General features: G+C 70.5%; 12 protein-coding genes. 8 read left to right on the forward strand and 4 right to left on the reverse strand.

The genetic code is table 11. The features are described from left to right. Positions 1 to 3: 3 nt before the first annotated feature. Positions 4 to 1341, reverse strand: coding sequence for an extracellular solute-binding protein (locus ABZ192_RS13810; protein WP_356924698.1), 1338 nt, complete (start codon positions 1339 to 1341; stop codon positions 4 to 6). A 395-nt stretch (positions 1342 to 1736) separates the two neighbouring features. Further along, the gene (locus ABZ192_RS13815; protein WP_356924699.1) at positions 1737 to 2825 is read right to left on the reverse strand and encodes a LacI family DNA-binding transcriptional regulator; all 1089 of its coding nucleotides are present in this window, start codon (positions 2823 to 2825) and stop codon (positions 1737 to 1739) included. A gap of 320 nt (positions 2826 to 3145) precedes the next feature. Here ABZ192_RS13815 and ABZ192_RS13820 point away from each other — a divergent pair, with 320 nt between their 5' ends. Beyond that, positions 3146 to 3703: a hypothetical protein gene (locus ABZ192_RS13820; protein WP_356924700.1), complete on the forward strand. Its 558-nt coding sequence runs from the start codon at positions 3146 to 3148 to the stop codon at positions 3701 to 3703. 259 nt (positions 3704 to 3962) lie between these two features. Here the strand turns inward: ABZ192_RS13820 and ABZ192_RS13825 are convergent, their stop codons facing one another. Continuing rightward, positions 3963 to 4976, reverse strand: a complete 1014-nt coding sequence (locus ABZ192_RS13825) for a hydroxyacid dehydrogenase (protein WP_356924701.1) — start codon at positions 4974 to 4976, stop codon at positions 3963 to 3965. A gap of 502 nt (positions 4977 to 5478) precedes the next feature. On the opposite strand from ABZ192_RS13825, the gene ABZ192_RS13830 reads away from it, so the two are divergent. The 7 genes from ABZ192_RS13830 to ABZ192_RS13860 all read left to right on the forward strand — a co-directional run bounded on the left by ABZ192_RS13830 (position 5479) and on the right by ABZ192_RS13860 (position 16604). Beyond that, positions 5479 to 6828: an extracellular solute-binding protein gene (locus ABZ192_RS13830; protein ID WP_356924702.1), complete on the forward strand. Its 1350-nt coding sequence runs from the start codon at positions 5479 to 5481 to the stop codon at positions 6826 to 6828. Beyond that, on the forward strand, positions 6825 to 7823 hold the full coding sequence (locus ABZ192_RS13835; protein ID WP_356924703.1) for a sugar ABC transporter permease: 999 nt from the start codon (positions 6825 to 6827) through the stop codon (positions 7821 to 7823). The genes ABZ192_RS13830 and ABZ192_RS13835 overlap by 4 nt, the downstream gene beginning before the upstream one ends. Next, on the forward strand, positions 7820 to 8683 hold the full coding sequence (locus ABZ192_RS13840) for a carbohydrate ABC transporter permease (RefSeq protein ID WP_356924704.1): 864 nt from the start codon (positions 7820 to 7822) through the stop codon (positions 8681 to 8683). Before ABZ192_RS13835 ends, ABZ192_RS13840 begins: the two co-directional genes overlap by 4 nt. Positions 8684 to 8717: 34 nt before the next feature. Then, complete coding sequence (locus tag ABZ192_RS13845; protein WP_356924705.1) at positions 8718 to 10250, forward strand: glycosyl hydrolase family 28 protein; 1533 nt, start codon at positions 8718 to 8720, stop codon at positions 10248 to 10250. 38 nt (positions 10251 to 10288) lie between these two features. Beyond that, a complete protein-coding gene (locus tag ABZ192_RS13850) occupies positions 10289 to 13630 on the forward strand; it encodes an alginate lyase family protein (RefSeq protein ID WP_356924706.1) in 3342 nt (1113 codons plus the stop codon). A gap of 25 nt (positions 13631 to 13655) precedes the next feature. Next, positions 13656 to 14903, forward strand: a complete 1248-nt coding sequence (locus tag ABZ192_RS13855; RefSeq protein ID WP_356924707.1) for an alginate lyase family protein — start codon at positions 13656 to 13658, stop codon at positions 14901 to 14903. Between the two features lie 93 nt (positions 14904 to 14996). Further along, entirely contained in the window at positions 14997 to 16604 is a 1608-nt protein-coding gene (locus ABZ192_RS13860) for a carboxylesterase family protein (RefSeq protein WP_356924708.1), read from the forward strand. 7 nt (positions 16605 to 16611) lie between these two features. On the opposite strand, the gene ABZ192_RS13865 is transcribed toward ABZ192_RS13860, so the two are convergent. Then, positions 16612 to 17667, reverse strand: coding sequence for a LacI family DNA-binding transcriptional regulator (locus ABZ192_RS13865; protein WP_356924709.1), 1056 nt, complete (start codon positions 17665 to 17667; stop codon positions 16612 to 16614). Positions 17668 to 17841: the final 174 nt, after the last annotated feature.

The raw sequence follows: 17841 nt of genomic DNA on the forward strand, positions 1-17841 counted from the left end.
GCCTCAGCCCTTGACGCTGATACCGCGGGACTTCAGGTCCTTGACCGTCCACTGCTGCATGTGCGCGAGCAGGTCGGTGACCGTCTGCTCCTTGTTGACGACCTTGGCCCAGCCCGCCTGCAGCTCGGTGAACATCGCCGTCCAGTTGGGCCCGAAGGTCCAGTCGGTGGTGACGGTGCCCAGGCTGTCCGTCACGACCTTCTGCGCCGGCTCGTAGTTCTTGCCGAGCAGCTTCTGCGAGATCGACTCACCGACGTAGGACTTGCTGTCGGCCAGCGCCGGCATCACGCCGTTGCCCGTCTCCGGGCTCGCCATGGTCTTGACCGCGTCCTGGTTCGTCGACATCCACAGCGCGGCCTGCGCCGCCTGCTCCTGGTTCTTGCACTGCTCGGTCACCAGGGTCACGCTGCCGGTCAGGTTGGTACCGGCCGGCGTCTTGGGCGTCTCGCCCTTGTACGTCGGCCACGGGGCCAGGGCCCAGTCGCCGAAGGACTTGGTGAAGTTCTGCACCATGCCGGCCATCTGCCAGGTGGAGATCTGCCGGGTCGCGGTGGCACCGGTGTCGTAGCTGCGCTGCACGGCCGCGTAGTCGGCGAAGGACAGCTTGGCGTTCAGGTCGTTGTCGATGATCTCCTGGATCACCTTCGCGGCCTTGAGGGTGCCCTCGTCCTGGAAGTCCACCTTCCAGGCGTCGCCGTCGATCGCGTACCAGTGTGCACCGGCCTGCATCGCGAGCACCTCCAGGGTGCTCGGGTCCTCACCGGCGTAGTTGGTGATCTTGATGTTGTGCTTCTTCAGCTCCTTGCCCGCGGTGATGAAGTCGTCCCAGGTCGCCGGGGGCTTCAGGCCGTACTTCTTGAAGATGTCCGTGCGGTAGATCGTGAACTGGGGCGCCGAGCTGGTGGGAACGCCGTAGAGCTTGCCCTGCACCTGCGCGCTCGCCCAGGCGCCGGTGTTGAACTTGTCCTTCTCGCCCTCGACGTAACGCGTGATGTCGGCGAGCGCGCCCTGCGAGACCCAGCTGGTCACGTACTCGGCGGTGTTCTGCACCAGACAGGGGGCGTTGCCGGCCTTCACCGCGTTGGTCAGCTGCTTCTGCATGGTCAGCTGGTCGGTGACCTTGGTGTACTTCAGCTGGATGTCCTTGTGCGAGGCGTTGAACGCCTTGACGACCGCCTCCTGGCCGTTGGCCCAGCCCCAGAAGGGGAGGGTGACCGGGCCGGACTTCGACGCGGCGTCGTCACCCGAGCCGGATCCGCCGCAGGCGGAGAGGAGACCTGTCAGCGCGATACCCGCGACAGCGGCGGAGGCGAACCTTCTCCGGGGGCTGGTGAAGTTCATCTGACCGTGATCCTTCGGAATAGGCGTTCTCAGAACGAGAGGACGGCAGCGGCTCGGTGGTGCTGGCCAGGAACGGCGGCCGGAAACCGTCGGCTCGCGGTTGCGGGGGGTTCGGCCAAGCGTAAGAAGAAGCTGTAGTAAGCGGTTGCTGGGACGGTAGGCGGACGGCTCAGCTCTTAGCAAGAGGTGCGCGGAAATTTGTTACGGCGGATTGTCCGCCGCGTTATCTCCGGAAGCGAGGCATCCGCTCACGCTCCGACTCGAATATGTGCAGGTCAATGAGGTATGAGGCAAGCCGGTCCTGCGCCCGGACGGGCCCGCCGACGAAATCTCGAACGGGCCGCAAGGGCTGTGGAAACCGGTTACGTAACGACGCCTGGCCGCCCCGCTGTCCGCTACCCGTGCTGCCCCGGCGGCTGCACCGAGTTACGGACCACGACATGCGTACCCAGCACCAGATGGTCGCCGTCGGCGCTCTTGCGCCGCCCCGCGCCCCCCTCGCGCCGGTCGGCCACCGCGCGCAGCGCGACGCGGCCCATCTCCTCGTACGGCACGTGCACCGTGGTCAGTTGGGGAGTGAGCTGCGACGCGAGCGGGATGTCGTCGTAGCCGACGATCGAGACGTCCTCGGGCACCCGCAGACCCGCCGCGCGCAGTGCCTGCATGGCGCCCGCCGCGACCACGTCCGTCCCCGCGAGCACGGCGGTGAAGTCCGGCGTCTCGTGCAGGGCCGCCTCGACGGCCTCGTACCCGTGCTCGTAGTCGTACGGGCCGTGCCGGACCATACCCGGGTCGAACGGCACGCCGTACGCCTCGAAGGCCCGCTGCGCTCCCCTCAACCGGCCCTGCGCGGTGGTCAGTTCGGCATGTCCCGGCAGGACCAGGACGCGCCGGTGTCCCGCCGACAGCAGGTGGCTGGCCATCGCGTACGCGCCGCCCTCGTTGTCGTAGTCGACGGTCGTCGCCGGGACGTCGCCCTCCAGCGGCGGCCGGCCCACCAGGACCAGATGCGAGCCTGCCGCGTCCAGCGAACGGGCGAAGCGGGCCATGCGCAGCTGGTACTCGTCGTAGTCGTACGCGCCGCCCAGCAGGATCACGGCGGCCACGCCCTGCTGGCGCATCAGGTTCACCAGGGCCAGTTCCCGCTCCGGGTCGTCGCCGGTCGTGCCGACCAGGGAGAGCCAGCCGCGCAGAGTCGCGGCGCCCTCGACGCCCTTGGCGACATGCGCGAACGCGGCGCCGGTGATGTTGTTGATGAGGATCGCCACCGTCGGGGTGCCGCCGCCTGCCAGCGAACGCGCATGGGCGTTGGTGACGTAGTCCAGGTCCCGGACCACCTTCATCACCCGGCGGCGCAGCTCCTCCGACACCGGGTAGTTGCCCGACAGCACCCGCGAGACGCTGGCCACGGAGACGCCGGCCCGCTCCGCGACGTCGCGAATGGTCGCCCGTCCGGCGTCGCTCGTCGCCTTGCGCTGACTCACCCTTGCGGCTCCTTCACGGTAGTGGCCCGGCCTGCTGTCGTCCGGTCGGTGGCGGTCCGGGCCGCGCCTGCCGCCGGGGTCGTACCCGCGCCGTGCGGAAACCGTATCCCATCGTTACTCCAGGGCCGGAGGGCCTGTGGACAGGGGCTGGACGGGCCTGCCCGGCATGACGTGTGAGGGAATCGCCTGCCCTGCCGCGACATGCCGCGTCGCATCCCCCGGCCGCTGGTCACCGAGCCGCAACGCGTTCTGTGGCGGAGCGCCTCCGCCAGGCACACTGAGGGGCGGTACCGAGGCGCTGTCGGCGCGGGGGAGGCGCGATGGATCCGACTGTGGCGGGGCTGTTGGCGGCGGTGGTGGGTGTGGGCGGCACGCTTGGTTCGGCGTGGTTGACCCAGCGCCGGGGAGACGCGTCCCGCCGCGAGGAGTGGGAACGACTCGAGGGAACACGCCGCGCCGAGACGGCCGCCCGGCGAGCCGAGTCGGGCCGCGAGGCCCGCACAGCGGCGTACACGGAGCTCAACGCCGCCGCCCGCCACTATCTGGCCACCCTCAACGACCACTCCCACGCACTGCGCATCGGGTACGACCCGCAGGAGTCGCTGACCACGGTGGAGGCGGCCCGCGTGGACTACCGCCGCCGCTACGCCGAGGCCCAGATGATCGTGCCGGATGTCGTGCTGACGGAGGTGGGACGGGTCGACAGCGACCTGAACTCCGTCTACGGCGTCCTGGCCCGCCTCACTCGCGGCACCACGCGCGACGGCGACGACATCGAGGGCGTGCGGGATGCGATCAAGCAGGGCTGGCAAGACCTGTCCAGGATGCGCACGACCATGCGCGAGGATCTCGGAGTGACGAGACCGTCCCCCGAGTGAGGGCACGGCGGTCGACTTCGCGCTCCTTCCTCGTCGTCCGCTTGCAGGGCCGCGCCGTCCCGTGGCAGGGCCGCGTCGCCCGGTTGCAGGGCCTCGTCGTCCGACCACACAGTCGCGCCGTCCAACCCCAGAGCCGCGCCGTCCGACCCCAGGGCCGCGTCGCCCGGCCGCAGGGCCGCCTGTCATGGCGTGTCCGCCGGGGAACGGTGCCGGTCCCGCTCGACCCGGCCTGAGTCCGGACCGTCCGACCGCCACGGCGTCACGCCACCCGGGCCAGATCCGCCCGCAGCACCTCGTGGGCCGGCGGCGCGCCCGACACCAGGCGCTCCAGTTCCTCCACCACGATGCGTCCGAGCCGCTCCAGTTCGTTGCCCAGGGAGCCCGCGATGTGCGGCGTGAGGAACACGTTGGGCAGGTGGTACAGCGGTGAACCGGCCGGCAGCGGCTCCGGGTCCGTGACGTCGAGGACCGCGCTGAGCCGGCCGGAGACCAGCTCGTCGGCGAGCGCGTCGTGGTCGACCAGCGCGCCGCGGGCGGTGTTGATGAGCACGCCGCCGTCCCGCACCAGGGCGAGCCGGTCGCGGTCGAGCATGTGGTGGGTCTCGGGGATGTCGGGGGCGTGCAGACTCACGATGTCGCTGTGTCGGAGCAGGTCCTCCAGCGGCAGCGACTCGGCACCGAGGGCGGCGGCCTCGGCCGGGCTCACGTACGGGTCGTGCAGCAGGACGGTGAGGTCGAACGGCCGCAGCAGTTCCAGCAGTCGGCGGCCCACACGGGACGCGCCGATGACACCGACCCGGCGGCCGAGGTTGCCGGTCGCCGCCGTCTCCGCGGGGCCCGGATAGGCGTGCGTGCGGCGGAAGCGCTCGCGGTGGTCGAAGGCGTCCTTGCCCACGAGCAGGATCATCGCGAGCGTGTACTCCGCGACGGGCACGGCGTTGCCCGTCACCGCGCTGGACACCTTCACGCCGCGCTCCCACAGGGCGTCGCCGACCAGGGAGCGCACGGACCCGGCCGCGTGCAGGACGGCGTCCAGCTTCGGGGCCGCCGCGAGGGCGCCGGCGTCCAGATGCGGGCAGCCCCAGCCGGTGATCAGCACCTCGGCACAGGCCAGGGCGCCGGCCGCGGCCGGATCGGTGAAGTCCCGCACGACCAACCCGGGATCGATGTCGGCCGTGCGCCTCAGCCGCTCCATCAGCGGCGGAGGAAAGAGCAGCGGGAGGTGTACCGGGTCCATCGCGAACACGGCCCGCGGCAGCTGAGGGCTGGGCATGACACTCCTGGAGCAGAGGATGGAAACAGTTTCAGAAAGCGCCTTCTACCGTAGATCCGCCGGGAAGCGGCGGTCAATCGGCAGGACCGGGCGGCAGCTGTCAGTAAGTGAGGTGGCCCGAGCCTCCGTCCCTCGGAGGTGCGGCACGGCTTGTCTTGGTAATCGGTTACTGGCGTTTCGATGCGCGGAGGTGGAGGCAGACTGCGCCGCCCTCGGTACCCGAGCCCTCAGCAGACCACTTCGGCAACCGGTTCCCAAGTTTGTTGCCGAGACGCGGTCCCAACCGCCCCTGGTCAGGGGCGTCCCGCCACCCGTCGGCGGCTTGATCGCGACGGCCGAAAACAGGACTGACCGGCGCTCTGGCTGATGACACCGAGGTTACACAGTCTTTTCGAAAACTCGTCAAGGCTCTTGACGCGCCACCGCGACGGCAAGAAGCTCTGCCCCACGCACAACAACCGGTTGCCACAGCAAGCCGGAAAAGCAAGGAGGTGGTGCGTTCATGCACCCACATGCTGGTGCTTCCCTGAGCCGCCGCCGATTCCTCGCCCTCTCCGCGGCCGGCGCCGCGACCGGCACGGCGGCGCTGAGCGGCTGCGCGATGCGGGTCTCCGGCGGCGTCAGCGGCGACGGCGACACGGTCACGCTGATGGTCAAGCCCGACGACATCTCCCCGGAGCTGATCAGACAGGCCCAGAAGGACATCGGCGTCAAGATCGTCACGGTGCGCTACGACATCACCAAGTTCATCGGCATGATGACCAACGGCGCCCCGCCCGACCTGGTTCGCGGTGTCGGCGCCACCGACGCGCCCTACTTCGCGGCGCGGGACGTGATGGAGAACCTCGACCCCTACTTCGCCGGGAGCAGCGTCCTCCGGGTCGACGACCTGGATCCGGTCAACGACCTGTGGCGCTTCGACGGCCGCACCCAGGGCAAGGGCCCCCGCTACGGCATGGCGAAGGACTTCTCCCAGGACTCCATGTACTGGTACAACACCGCCCTCTTCGACAAGGCGGGCGTCGACTACCCGCCCGAGACCGAGCCGGTCACCTTCGAGGAGTGGCTGGAGAACGCCAAGCGGCTCACCCGGCGCAAGAGCGGCCAGACGACCGTCTTCGGCGGCAGTTACAACGGCGTGCTGACGCCCAACCTCCTCGCGAGCCTGACGGCGGCGGCGGGCGGGAGCCTGTTCAACGACGACTTCTCCCGGGTGGACTTCACCACCCCCGAGGCCCGCAAGGCGCTGAACTGGTACGTCGAGTACGGCCGGACCAGGGTCGGCCCCAGCATCATCCAGCCGGACCCCAACACCTGGGACGGTCCCACGTTCCAGGCGAACCGCATGGCCATGTCCAACTCCGGCTACTGGCTCGGCGGCCTGATCAACGCCGACAAGAAGCTGGCGCCACACGCCCGCCTCGCCCCGGCCCCCATGTTCGAGGGCGGCCGGCGGATCAGCCCCTGCCAGGCCGGCACCGGACTGTGGATGCCGAAGAAGGCGAAGAACAAGGACGCCGCCTGGCGGGTCTTCGAGTGGTTCTTCGGCGAGGGACCGGCCAAGGCCCGCGCCTCCAGCGGCTGGGGCATCCCCACGCTGAAGTCCCTGCGCCCGCTGATGCCGGCCCAGGAGGACTACCAGAAGCGCGTGCTGAAGGTGCAGAACGCCGAGCTGAAGCACTTCTCGGTGATCGCCTACACCCCCTACGCCACTGCGGACTCGCTCTACGCCCTCTTCAACCAGGAGGCCCCGGCCGCGATGAACGGCCGGATGTCCGTCGACACCCTGGCGGGCCGCCTGAACTCGGCCATGAACGAGCAGCTCAAGCGCGGTAAGGAGCAGGTGGGATGACGGTCGACCAGATACCCGTCGCGGGGCGGTCCCGTCCGGCCGCGAGTGCTGCCGGGCGTGCCGCGCCGGACCGGCGGCCCCGGATCTCCATGACCGCGCGCAGGCATCGTGCTTTCTACCTGTTCACCGCGCCCTGGATCCTCGGTTTCCTGCTGCTGACGATCGTGCCGATGGCGTACGCGCTGTGGCTGAGCTTCACCACGTACGACGGCATCTCGCCGCACTGGCGCTACGTCGGCCTCGGCAACTACACCGAGTTGTTCTCCGACCCGCAGACCTGGAACTCCCTGGGCCGCACCGGCCTGTTCGCGATCACGTCGGTGCCGCTGTCGATCATCGCCGGGCTCGGGCTCGCCGTCCTGGTCAACCGGCCCGTCAAGGCGCGCGGGCTGTTCCGCACCCTGCTCTACCTGCCGGCCGTGGTGCCCCCGGTCGGGGTGGGCCTCACCTTCAAGGCGCTCTTCGACCAGAACTCCGGTGCCGCCAACGGCGTCATCACCCTGTTCGGCTTCGACGCGCTGGGCTGGCTCGCCGACCCCTACGCCCGCTACGTGCTGCTGATGAGTGTGCTGTGGGCGGCCGGGAACGTCATGATCATCTCGCTGGCGGGGCTCCAGGACGTGCCCCGGGAACTCCACGAGGCCGCCCGGATCGACGGGGCGAGCGCCTGGCGGACCTTCCGCAGCATCACCGTGCCGCTGCTGTCGCCGGTGCTGCTCTTCCAGACCGTGACCGGCGTGATCGCCTCCGTGCAGACCATCATGCCGCTGCTGCTGTCACCGGACGGCACCACGGCCGGCGTCACCGCCCTGCCGCAGTCCAACTACCTGTACATGATGCACGTCTTCTCGCAGTACTTCGCGCTCGGCCGCTACGGCTACGCCTCCGCACTGCTGTGGGTGCTCTTCGTCCTGATCCTCATCGTGACCGGACTCATCTTCAAGTTCACGTCCGGTGTGGTGTTCTACAACGTCGACCCGGAGGCGAAGAAGTGACCGCCACCAGCCTGCCGCCGAGTTCCGCGCCCCCGGTGCGGGTGCGCGTCAACCGTCTCGTCCTCTACACGGTCCTCGTCGCCCTCACCGGGCTGTTCATCGGCCCCTTCGGCTGGCTGATCCTCTCCGGCCTGAAGACCCCGGCGGAACTGGCCGCCTCGCCCGTGCACTGGCTGCCCACCGACTTCCAGTGGCAGAACTTCGCCGACGCCTTCAACCTGATCGACTTCCTCGGCTACGCCCGCAACTCCCTGATCATCGCCCTGATCTACGCCGTGCTCGTCACGCTCAGCTCGGCCTGGGTCGGCTTCGGTTTCGCCCGTCTGGAAGCCCCCGGCAAGAAGACGCTGTTCGGCATTCTCGTCGGCTCGATGATGCTGCCCCAGATGATCACCCTGCTGCCGACGTACCTGATCTTCGCCAAGCTCGGCATGGTCGACACGTACTGGCCGTGGGTGTTCTGGGGACTGGCCGCCGCTCCCTACCTGGTCTTCCTCTTCCGGCAGTTCTTCGCCGGGCTGCCCCGTGAACTGGAGGAGGCCGCGATCGTCGACGGCTGCGGCTACGGCATGATCTTCTGGCGGATCTTCCTGCCGCAGTCCTTGCCGGTGCTGTCCGCGAGCTTCGTGATCGCCTTCACCTGGTCCTGGGGCGACTACATCGCCCCGCAGCTACTGCTGTCGACCGACAAGTCGACGCTGGCCGTCGCCGTCATGACCACCTACGTGACGTCGGCCGGAACACCCGTCGCCAACCTCCAGGCCGCGGCCTCCGTGATGTACGTCGTGCCGATCCTGCTGATCTTCCTGATCGCCCAGCGCGGTTTCGTGGCCGGGATGTCCACGACCGGACTGAAGTAGCCCCTCTTCCTGAACCTTTTGCAAGGAGTCACCCATGAACACGCCCCTGTCACGCCGAACCACCCTCCAGGCCGCCGGTGTCATCGCCGCCGCCGGCCTGGCCGGCAGCATCGCGGGCACCGCGCAGGCCGCCGCGGCGGATGAGACCGGCACCGCCGGCGACAGCGTGGTGATCCACCCGACGCTTCCGAAGGTGCCTGTCAACAACTCCTTCACCGTCAAGGTCCGGCCGCTCGGCGGCACCTGGCAGAAGCTCGGCGTCTACCTCGCCAAGCTCGCACTGATCGACGCGACCACCGGCAGCAACAGAGCCCAGAGCTCCTCCTGGGCCGCCTTCGACTTCTCCGGCACGGTCGAGGTGGAGGTCACGTACAACCCGGGCGGCGGCGAGAAGGTCCGCATCCGCCCGGACTCGTACGGCATCAAGCCCGAGGTGCTCGGCAGCACCGCGCGCTTCACCCTGGACCGGCCCCGCAACCTCGTCGTCCAGATCGACGACAAGATCTTCGACTGCCTGCACCTGTTCGCGAACCCGATCGAGCAGGACGTGCCCACCGAGGGCGACAAGAAGGTCATGTACTTCGGGCCCGGTCTGCACACCACCCCCGACGGGACGCTGAAGGTGCCCAGCGGCACCACCGTCTACCTGGCCCCCGGCGCCGTCCTCACCTCGCAGGTGATCTTCGAGAACGTGGAGAACTCCCGGCTGACCGGCCGCGGCGTGCTCTACAACTCCCCGGCCGGCGCGATGTTCATCCGCAAGTGTGAGAACGTCACGATCGACGGCATCACGATCCTCAACCCCCGGTACGAGAACATCCGGGTCGCCGAGTCCCAGAACCTCACCATCAAGAACGTGCGCGCCTTCAGCCACCAGGGCTGGGGTGACGGCATCCAGCTCTACTGCTCCGAGAACGTCACGGTCGACGGCTGCTTCCTGCGCACCTCCGACGACTGCGTCGCTCTCTACACCCACCGCTGGGACTTCTACGGCGACACCCGCAACATCACCGTCAAGAACTGCTCCCTCTGGGCCGACGTCGCCCACCCGATCAACATCGGCGTGCACGGCAATTCCGACACCCCGGAGGTGCTGGAGAACCTGCGCTACGAGAACATCGACATCCTCGACCACCGCGAGCCACAGGTCACCTACCAGGGCGCCATCGCCTTCATGGTCGGCGACAGCAACATCGTCCGGGACGTCAGGTTCGACGACATCCGCGTGGAGGACTTCCGCTGGGGCCAGCTCATCCACATGCGGGTCGAGTACAACCCGAAGTACAACACGTCGGCAGGCCGCGGCATCGAGTCCGTCTACGTCAAGGACCTCAGCTACAACGGCAAGAACGCCGACCTCTCGATCATCGCCGGCCTCGACGCGGAGCACGCGATCAAGGACGTCACCTTCGAGAACCTCCGCGTCAACGGCAGGGTGATCGCCGACAGCACGGGCAAGCCGAAGTGGTACCTGGCCTCGGACGGCGTGCCCATGTTCGTCAACGAGCACGTGACGAACCTGAAGTTCCTCACCACCGCCGAGGCCGCGGCGGCCGCCGCGTCATGAGCACCGTCCCCGTGAGAAGCACCCCTGTGAGCACACCCATGAGCACCCCCGCACCGAGCCGCCGGGGCTTCCTCGGCGGCGCGGCCGCCCTGCTGCTGGTGTCGGGCGCGAGCGGCCTGCTCGCGTCCGGCACCGCCCGGGCCGCCACCCAGGACACCACCACCGGGCTCCGTGCCTTCACGCACCCCGGGCTGCTGCACAGCGCCGACGACCTGGCCCGCATGAAGGCCGCGGTCGCCGCCAAGGAATCCCCGGTCCACGACGGCTACCTCGCCCTCGCCGCCCACGCGCGCTCGAAGGCCACCTACACCATCCAGAACACCGGCCAGATCACCTCCTGGGGCCGCGGCCCCACCAACTTCCAGAACCAGGCCGTCGCCGACTCGGCCGCCGCCTACCAGACCGCGCTGATGTGGTGCATCACCGGTGAGCGTGCCTACGCCGACAAGTCCCGCGACATCCTCAACGCCTGGTCGGCGTCGCTCACCGCCATCACCGGAGCGGACGGGCCACTCGGCGCCGGACTTCAGGCCTTCAAGTTCGTCAACGCGGCCGAGTTGCTCCAGTACACCGGGTACGACGGCTGGGCGAAGGAGGACATCGCCCGCTGCAAGGAGTCCTTCCTGCGCGTCTGGTATCCGGCGATCTCCGGCTACATGCTCTACGCCAACGGCAACTGGGACCTGACGTCCATTCAGTCCATCCTGGCCATCGGCGTGTTCTGCGAGGAGCCCACCCTCTTCGAGGACGCGCTGCGCTTCGCCGCCGCCGGCGCGGGCAACGGCAGCGTCCCGCACCGCATCGTCACCGACGCCGGCCAGGGCCAGGAGTCCGGCCGGGACCAGGGCCACGAGCAGCTCGCCGTCGGCCTGCTCGCGGACGCCGCGCAGGTCGCCTGGAACCAGGGCGTCGACCTGTACGCCTTCGACGACAACCGGCTGCTGAAGAACGTGGAGTACGCCGCCCGCTACAACCTCGGCGGCGACGTGCCCTTCGTCCCCGACCTGGACCGCACGGGCAAGTACGTCAAGAAGTCCGTCTCCGCCGTCGGGCGCGGAAACCTGCCCCCCGTCTACGAGATGGCCTACGCGCACTACGCCGGTGTCCGGGGCCTCGACACCCCCTACACGAAGGCGGCCGTCTTCCGCGGCACGGGCGGCGCCCGGGTCGTCGAGGGCAGCAACGACGACCTGCCGAGCTGGGGCACCCTCACCTTCGCGGGCACGAAGGCCCCGTCCCCGGCCGGGCCCACGGCTCCGGCCGGTGTCACGGCGGTGGGCGGCGAGAAGTCCGTCACCGTGTCCTGGGTGCCGTCCGCGTGGGCCGAGTCCTACACGGTCCTGCGGGCCACCGCCGCCGACGGGCCGTACGAGACGATCGCGACCGGCCTCGGCACGCCGGCGTACACCGACCGGGACGCCCGCCCGGGCAGGCCCTCCTACTACACGGTCACGGCCGCCAACTCCCACGGAACCAGCGCCCGTTCCGCCTGGGCGGCGGCGGTCCCCGGGCTGCCCGACCCCTGGGCGACACGGGACATCGGGGAGGTACGGATCCCCGGCTCGGCCGTCTTCGACGGCGAGCGGTTCGTGCTGGAGGCGTCCGGCACCGCCGACACGCACCGGCTGGCGTACCTGCCGCTGCGCGGCGACGGCACGATCACCGCGCGGGTCGTGTATCCGCTCAGCTCCCAGTACTCCAAGATCGGCGTCACGATACGAGCGGGCCTGGACGCGGACGCCGCGCACGCCGCCATGCTGATCCAGGGCCTGCCGCTGCACACCTGGAGCGGCGTGTGGTCCGTACGGCCGAAGGCGGGAGCCGCCGTCAAGGGCACCGGCAGCACACCCGTGCCGCCCTCCCAGCAGCAGACGATCACCACCAGTGCCGCCTTCCCGATCTCCTCCCTCGGCACACTGCCCGAGTCGGCGACCCCGCTCCAGGCCCCGTACGTCGAGGGCGCCGGCGACGGCTACCGGCTGCGCATGCCCTACTGGGTGCGCGTGACCCGCCGGGGCGACCGCTGCACCGGCGCCATCTCCCCGGACGGCATCCGCTGGACCGAGGTCGGCTCCACGGACGTCGACCTCGGCAGCACGGCGTACGTCGGTCTCACCCTCACCTCCTGCCTCGGCGTCGACGAGGACTACGCCGAGACCGGCACCGGAGCCTTCGACAACGTCAGCGTCGTCTCCCGGACGGGCGGCGAGGTCTGGTCCGTGCCCCGCCCGGCCACCGCCGCCGGCGACCTGCGGGCCACCGCGGGCGCCGACGCGGTCGAACTGGCCTGGACCGACCCGGACCTCTCCGCCCGCTACAAGGTGCTGCGCGCCGCCGCGGCCGACGGCCCCTACGACACGATCGCCACCGGCATCGGAGCGGTCGGCTTCGGCACCCGCGTCCGGTATGCCGACGCCACCGGCACACCCGGCACGACGTACCACTACGCCGTCGCCAAGACCAACTGCGCCGGACGCGGCCCCCTGTCGGAGTCCGCCACGGCGACGATGCCGACACCCGCCAAGCCGCAACTGACCTCCGCCACCACGGCGTTCGCCAACAAGGGCGTGCCGTTCCAGCACCTCCTGCGCGCCTCGCACGAACCCGTACGGTTCGCCGCGGTCGGGCTGCCCGACGGCCTGCGCGTCGACAAGCGCACCGGCCTGATCTCCGGAACACCCACCAAGACGGGCGAGTTCAAGGTCACCGCCAGCGCGGGCAACGCAGCCGGAGACGCCACCGGCACCCTCACCCTCACGGTCGGCACCGCGCCGCCCGCGCCCTGGACCTACGGCGACCTGGGCGATGTCGTCCTCGACGACCGCGCCTACGGCACCCTCGGCGTCGTCGCCGTCCGCACCCCCGGCAGCACCGCCCACGAGGACGGGACCTTCGTGGTGCGGGGCGCCGGGACCGATCTCACGGTCAACAACCAGGGCATGACCGGCCAGTTCGTACGACGGCCCGTCACCGGTGACTGCGAGGTCACCGCCCGTCTGCTCTCCCGCGCCGGAGCCACCGGCGACCGGGTCGGCCTGCTCATGGCCAAGTCCCTGTCCCCGTTCGACCAGGCGGCCGGGACGATCGTCACCGGCGGCACGAGCGCCCAGCTGATGCTGCGCCCGACCGTCGCCGGCAGGTCCACGTTCACGGGCAACGCGGCGGTCACCGCCCCGTGCCTGCTGCGGCTGAAGCGCACCGGGACGCACTTCACCGCATCCGTCTCGTCCGACGACGGCGCCACCTGGACCCCCCTCGCCGAGGGAGACATCCCCGGCTTCGGTGACGCCCCCTACTACGTGGGCCTCGTGGTCTGCTCCCGCAGCCCCCTGACCCACAGCACCACCGAGTTCGACGAGGTGAGCATCACCCCCATGTAGTCCTCCACGGATCGGAGAACCCCACATGAGCCGCACGTCCCCCCACACGCACGACGAGGGCGGCCAGGTGAGCCGCCGCGGTCTGCTCAAGACCGCCGGCGGCCTCACCGCGGCCCTCGCCCTCGGCGCCACCGCCACCGCCACCACGGCGGACGCGGCCCCGGCGGCCTTCACCCACCCCGGCATGCTGCACAACGCCGGCGACATCAACCGCGCCAAGGTCAGGGTCGCCGCGGGCACCGACCCCTGGGCCTCGGGCTGGCGCAGGCTGACCGCCAACTCCCACTCGGCGTCCACCTGGACGCCCCGCCCCACCGCCACGATCATCCGCGGCGGCACCGGCGAGAACTACCCCCAGCTCTACAACGACATCCACGCCGCCTACCAGAACGCGCTGCGCTGGCACGTCGGCGGCACCGCCGCCAACGCCGACTGCGCCGTGCGCATCCTCAACGCCTGGTCGTCCACGCTCACCACCATCACCGGAAACGCCGACCGGTACCTGGCGGCCGGTCTCTACGGCTGGCAGTTCGCCAACGTCGCCGAACTCATGCGCGGCTACGCCGGGTTCGACCTGGGCCGGTTCAAGACGATGATGCTCAACGTCTTCTACCCGCTGAACGACCGGTTCCTGCGCGAGCACAACGACGCCTGCATCACCAACTACTGGGCCAACTGGGACCTGTGCAACATGGCCTCGATCATGGCCATCGGGATCCTGTGCGACGACGGCGCCAAGTACGACCAGGCCGTGAACTACTTCAAGAGCGGCGGCGGCAACGGCCAGATCCAGCGGGCCGTGCCGTTCCTCTACCCGAACGTCGAGGGCTACGACCTCGGCCAGTGGCAGGAGTCCGGCCGCGACCAGGGCCACACCGTCATGGGCATGGGCCAGATGGGCGCCCTGTGCGAGATGGCCTGGAACCAGGGCGACGACCTGTACTCCTACGACGGCAGGCGGTTCATGAAGGCCGCCCAGTACGTCGCCAAGTACAACCTGAACATGAACGTGCCCTACACCACCTACACCTGGGGCAGCGGGCAGACCTGCTCCCAGCAGTCACAGACCGTGATCGGCTCCGGATCCCGCGGCCAGGTCCGCCCCGTGTGGGCGATGCTCCACTACCACTACGGCCGGCGCCTGCTCCTCGACGACAAGTACATCGCCCAGATGTGCTTCTCCGTCGCCCCCGAGGGCGGGGGAGGTGACTACGGCACCACCAGCGGCGGCTTCGACCAGCTCGGGTTCGGCACGCTGATGTACGCCAAATAGCCGTCAAGCCGGTTCGTGCACCGGAATACCGGTGGACCATGTGGTGCTCTGGTATCACCCGGTGCACGAGCGCGGCGAAGGGCTGGTGGGCGTATGACGGCAGGCCAGACGGATCCCGTGGTCAAGAGCGCGTACGGATCCGTACGCGGCAGGTACGAGCGGGGAGTCGCGGTCTTCCGCGGCATCCCCTACGCCGCGCCCCCGTTCGGCCCCCGCCGCTTCCGCCCGCCCGTTCCTCTGCCGCCCTGGGACGGCGTCCGCGACGCGGGCGCCTTCGGCCCCACTGCACCAAAACCCCCGTACTCCGAGGCCTTCGCGCACTACCTGTCCGACCCGGTCGTGCCGGGCGACGACTGCCTCAACCTCAACATCTGGACCCCGGAGCCCGACCCCGGAGCCCGGCTCCCCGTCCTCGTCTGGCTGCACGGCGGCGCCCTGACCAGGGGCTCGTCCGCCGTCCCCGTCTACGACGGCCACGCCTTCGCCCGCGACGGAGTCGTCTGCGTCTCCGTCAACTACCGGCTGGGCGTCGAAGGCTACGGCCTGTTCCCGGACACGCCACCGAACCCCGGCCTGCGCGACCAGATCGCCGCCCTGACCTGGGTGCACGAGGCCATCGAGGCCTTCGGCGGCGACCCCGGCCGCATCACCCTCTTCGGCCAGTCCGCCGGGGCGATCAGCATCGGCGCCCTCATCGCCGCCCCGCAGACGCAGGGACTGGTCCGGCGGGCGGTCCTGCAGAGCGGGCCGCCGGAGGTGTCCGAGCGGGCCAAGGTACGGCGGATGGTGCGCCGTATGGCGTCCCGGCTGAAGATCCCCGCCACCGCCGAGGCCTTCGCCGCCGTCGACCGCGACCTGCTGCTGCACACCCAGGCCGAGGTGGGCAAACTCAGCAGCCCCGTGGTCGGCGGCCCCGCCTTCGGCATCGTCATCGACGGCGACACCGTCCCCCGTGACCCCCTTCAGGCCCTCACCGAGGGCGGCGCCGCCCCGGGCGTCGAGCTGATGATGGGCTGGACCCGCGACGAGTACCGGCTGTGGCTGGTCCCGGGCGGACTCCTGGAGCGCGTCGACCGCCTCGGGGCCGTCGCCTTCGCGGGAGCCATGGCCCGCTGCCACTGCGGCAGCGAGGTCCCGCGCGGCTACCGCGCCCTGCACCCCGAGGCGGGCACGGCGGAGATCGTCGGCCAGCTGGTCACCGACCACCTCCTGCGCATCCCCCTGCACCACCTGGCCGACGCCCGTACGGAAGCCTCGTACGTCTACGAGTTCGCCTGGCCCTCGAACCTCCCCGACCTCGGCTCGTGCCACGCGCTGGAACTCGGCTTCGTCTTCGACACGGGGGAGGTCCCGGAGTCCCGCAAACTGGCCGGGGAAGGCGCCCCGCAGGATCTGGCCGACGAGATGCACGCCGCCTGGGTGCGCTTCGCCACGGACGGCGACCCGGGCTGGGAACGCTGGGACGAGACCCACCCGGTGCGCGTCTTCGGAGACCGCGCACCGGACGCCGAGAACGGCCTGTCCTACACGGCGCACGGCCCCCGGGACCGCGAACTCGCCCTGTGGGCGACCGACGCCGCCGTCACGCCGGAGGAATCCCCACCCGCGCCGGTCCCTGCCGACGGCCCGCCCAACCGCAGCACGGAACTGCGGTCGGCCGTACGGCGGCTCCGCCGCTCCGGGGCGCTCCGCCGGCACTGACCGCGCCTCACGCCGGCGGTGGCCCCACCGAGTCGCGCACCACCACGTGCGTGCCGAGCAGCAGGTGTTCGTCCGGGGCGCCCGGCGTGTGTTCCAGGGCGGTGCGGACGGCGAGGCGGCCGAGTTCCTCGTAGGGGACGTGGACCGTCGTCAGGGCGGGGTGCAGGTCGCGGGCGAAGGGGATGTCGTCGTAGCCGGCGAGGGAGACGTCGCCGGGGACGGTCAGGCCCGCCTCGTGCAGGGCGGTGAGGGCGCCGGCCGCGACCATGTCGGTGGCGGCCACCACGGCCGTGAAGTCGAGGTCGTCCTTGAGGGCCTGCTGCACGAGTCGGTGGCCCGCGTCGCGGGTGAAGTCGCCGTGCAGGAGGAGGGACGGGTCGGGTGTGAGGCCCCGGGCCCGGTGCGCCGCCAGATAGCCGCGTTCACGGCCCAGGGCCGTGGTGTGGTCCGCCCGGCCGCCGAGGAACAGCACCCGGCGGTGGCCCTGGGCGAGGACGTGGGCGACCAGGGTGTAGGCGCCGCCCTCGTTGTCGTACTCGATGACCGTCACCGGGGCGCCGGGGTCCAGTGGCGGCCTGCCGCACAGGACCAGGCGGGAACCGGCCGAGGCGAGGGAGTCGGCCATGCGGTGGGTGCGTTCGCGGTACGCGGGGGTGTCGGCGGTGCCGCCGACCAGGATCACGGCGGCGGCGCGCTGGGCGCGCATCATCTCGACGAACTCCAGCTCGTGCTGCACGTCCCCCTCCGTGCTGCACACCAGGCAGAGGTGACCGAGGCGGGTCGCCTCGCGCTCGACGCCGTGGGCCATGTGCGCGAACGACGGGCCGGTGATGTCCTCCAGCACGAACGCCAGCGTGGGCGTGCCGACGCCCGCGACCGCCTTCGCCCGCGCGTCGGCCACGTAGTCCAGCTCACGGACCGCCCGCATCACGCGCCCGCGCGTCGCCGCGCTCACCGGGTACACACCGCCGAGCACCCGGGACACCGTCGACGCCGAGACCCCCGCGCGGGCCGCCACGTCCCGGATGGTGCTGCGGCTCGCGTCCCCGCTCTTCCTCGTCATGACTGCCTCGTCTCTCCGGGCGCCGGTCCGCACCCACCCCTCGGGAACTGCGGCAACACCATGGCAACCGGTTCCTCGGACGGAGGCTAGCAGCGGGAAGGGCAGGGGAGGAGTGGTGTGCCCGGACCGGTGTCGGATGGGGTGCCGAGCCATTCCCGGAAGGTGGGCCAGGCG

It is taken from the genome of Streptomyces sp. NPDC006235 (assembly GCF_040613735.1).
GTDB lineage: Bacteria > Actinomycetota > Actinomycetes > Streptomycetales > Streptomycetaceae > Streptomyces.

Bases quoted from the DNA above. Each gene is read 5' to 3' on its own strand.
- ABZ192_RS13810 (WP_356924698.1), bottom strand. From the start codon at position 1,341: ATGAACTTCACCAGCCCCCGGAGAAGGTTCGCCTCCGCCGCTGTCGCG.
- ABZ192_RS13820 (WP_356924700.1), top strand. From the start codon at position 3,146: ATGGATCCGACTGTGGCGGGGCTGTTGGCGGCGGTGGTGGGTGTGGGC.
- ABZ192_RS13825 (WP_356924701.1), bottom strand. From the start codon at position 4,976: ATGCCCAGCCCTCAGCTGCCGCGGGCCGTGTTCGCGATGGACCCGGTA.
- ABZ192_RS13830 (WP_356924702.1), top strand. From the start codon at position 5,479: ATGCACCCACATGCTGGTGCTTCCCTGAGCCGCCGCCGATTCCTCGCC.
- ABZ192_RS13835 (WP_356924703.1), top strand. From the start codon at position 6,825: ATGACGGTCGACCAGATACCCGTCGCGGGGCGGTCCCGTCCGGCCGCG.
- ABZ192_RS13845 (WP_356924705.1), top strand. From the start codon at position 8,718: ATGAACACGCCCCTGTCACGCCGAACCACCCTCCAGGCCGCCGGTGTC.
- ABZ192_RS13850 (WP_356924706.1), top strand. From the start codon at position 10,289: ATGAGCACCCCCGCACCGAGCCGCCGGGGCTTCCTCGGCGGCGCGGCC.
- ABZ192_RS13855 (WP_356924707.1), top strand. From the start codon at position 13,656: ATGAGCCGCACGTCCCCCCACACGCACGACGAGGGCGGCCAGGTGAGC.
- ABZ192_RS13860 (WP_356924708.1), top strand. From the start codon at position 14,997: ATGACGGCAGGCCAGACGGATCCCGTGGTCAAGAGCGCGTACGGATCC.
- ABZ192_RS13865 (WP_356924709.1), bottom strand. From the start codon at position 17,667: ATGACGAGGAAGAGCGGGGACGCGAGCCGCAGCACCATCCGGGACGTG.